This window comes from Sulfitobacter sp. 15WGC, from assembly GCF_005068605.1.
Lineage (GTDB): Bacteria > Pseudomonadota > Alphaproteobacteria > Rhodobacterales > Rhodobacteraceae > Sulfitobacter > Sulfitobacter faviae.
In genome coordinates this window covers 1-828 of sequence record NZ_SZNL01000063.1, presented here as the reverse complement: position 1 = coordinate 828, position 828 = coordinate 1, and the positions used below count along the sequence as shown (strand labels likewise).

Annotated in this window: 1 protein-coding gene and 1 pseudogene; both read right to left on the bottom strand. The window is 58.2% G+C overall.

All coding sequences use genetic code 11. The annotated features are described in order from the left end of the window. A pseudogene (locus FCK22_RS17970) lies at window positions 1-318 on the bottom strand (helix-turn-helix transcriptional regulator); the annotation flags it as partial. A gap of 69 nt (window positions 319-387) precedes the next feature. Beyond that, on the bottom strand, window positions 388-828 hold a 441-nt coding region (locus FCK22_RS19145; protein ID WP_211243594.1), incomplete at its 5' end, for a copper-binding protein.

The window sequence follows — 828 nt, the reverse complement described above, 5'->3', positions numbered from 1 at the left end:
GTCCCGCTCTGCGGGGGTCAGCCGCCAATCCGTGAAATGTTGCGTCATCACCATCGAGAACTCCGAGGTGCAGCGGCGCATCTTATCTTCGGCCAGCCGCGCACGTTGCAGACTGGTCCTGAGGGCGACCCAACCAAGCGCCACGCCGAGGTTCAGGCCGATGGCCAAGATCGTTTGTTGATACTCGTGGCTTTGCCAAATCAGAAAGTCAGGCTCCATTCCCATGGCGTCCAGCAGGAAGCAGACGGAAAAGAAGATTGCCACAATTGCCTGCAGTGCAGCGATGGCCCAAAGGGCGGTGGTTCCACGCGATCTCATTACTCGAACTGCCTTATTGTTTGGTGGAAAGAGCAGGGCCAGCCAGTTCACCGGCCCTGCTGTCGGCGCTTACTTCATCGCTGTGACGGTCAGCTTGCCTTTTACACGGTCGGCCACGAATTCGATGTTCTGGCCTTCCTTCATATTGGCGATCAGCGTCTCATCGGCTTTGAACACCATGGTCATCGACGGCATGTCGAGGTTTTCCAGCGGGCCGTGAATGATGGTCACTTTCTTGCCCTTGGCGTCGACTTTCTTGATCTTGCCGGTTGAGTAGACGGCGGGCGCCGCGGGGGCCTCATCAGACTGCTTCACGGTGATCGGGCCATGCATGCCGGATTCGTAATGGCCGGGGATCAGGCAGGCGAACTCGAAGGAACCTTCATTGGAGAAGGTCCAGATCACCTCGCCCTCCATGCCGGGATCAAGGCGAACGGAGTTCGGGTCGTCATGCTCCATGTCCATCTTGGCCATGGCGTCCTTGTGCTCGGCATTGCCTTCCATCGTGTC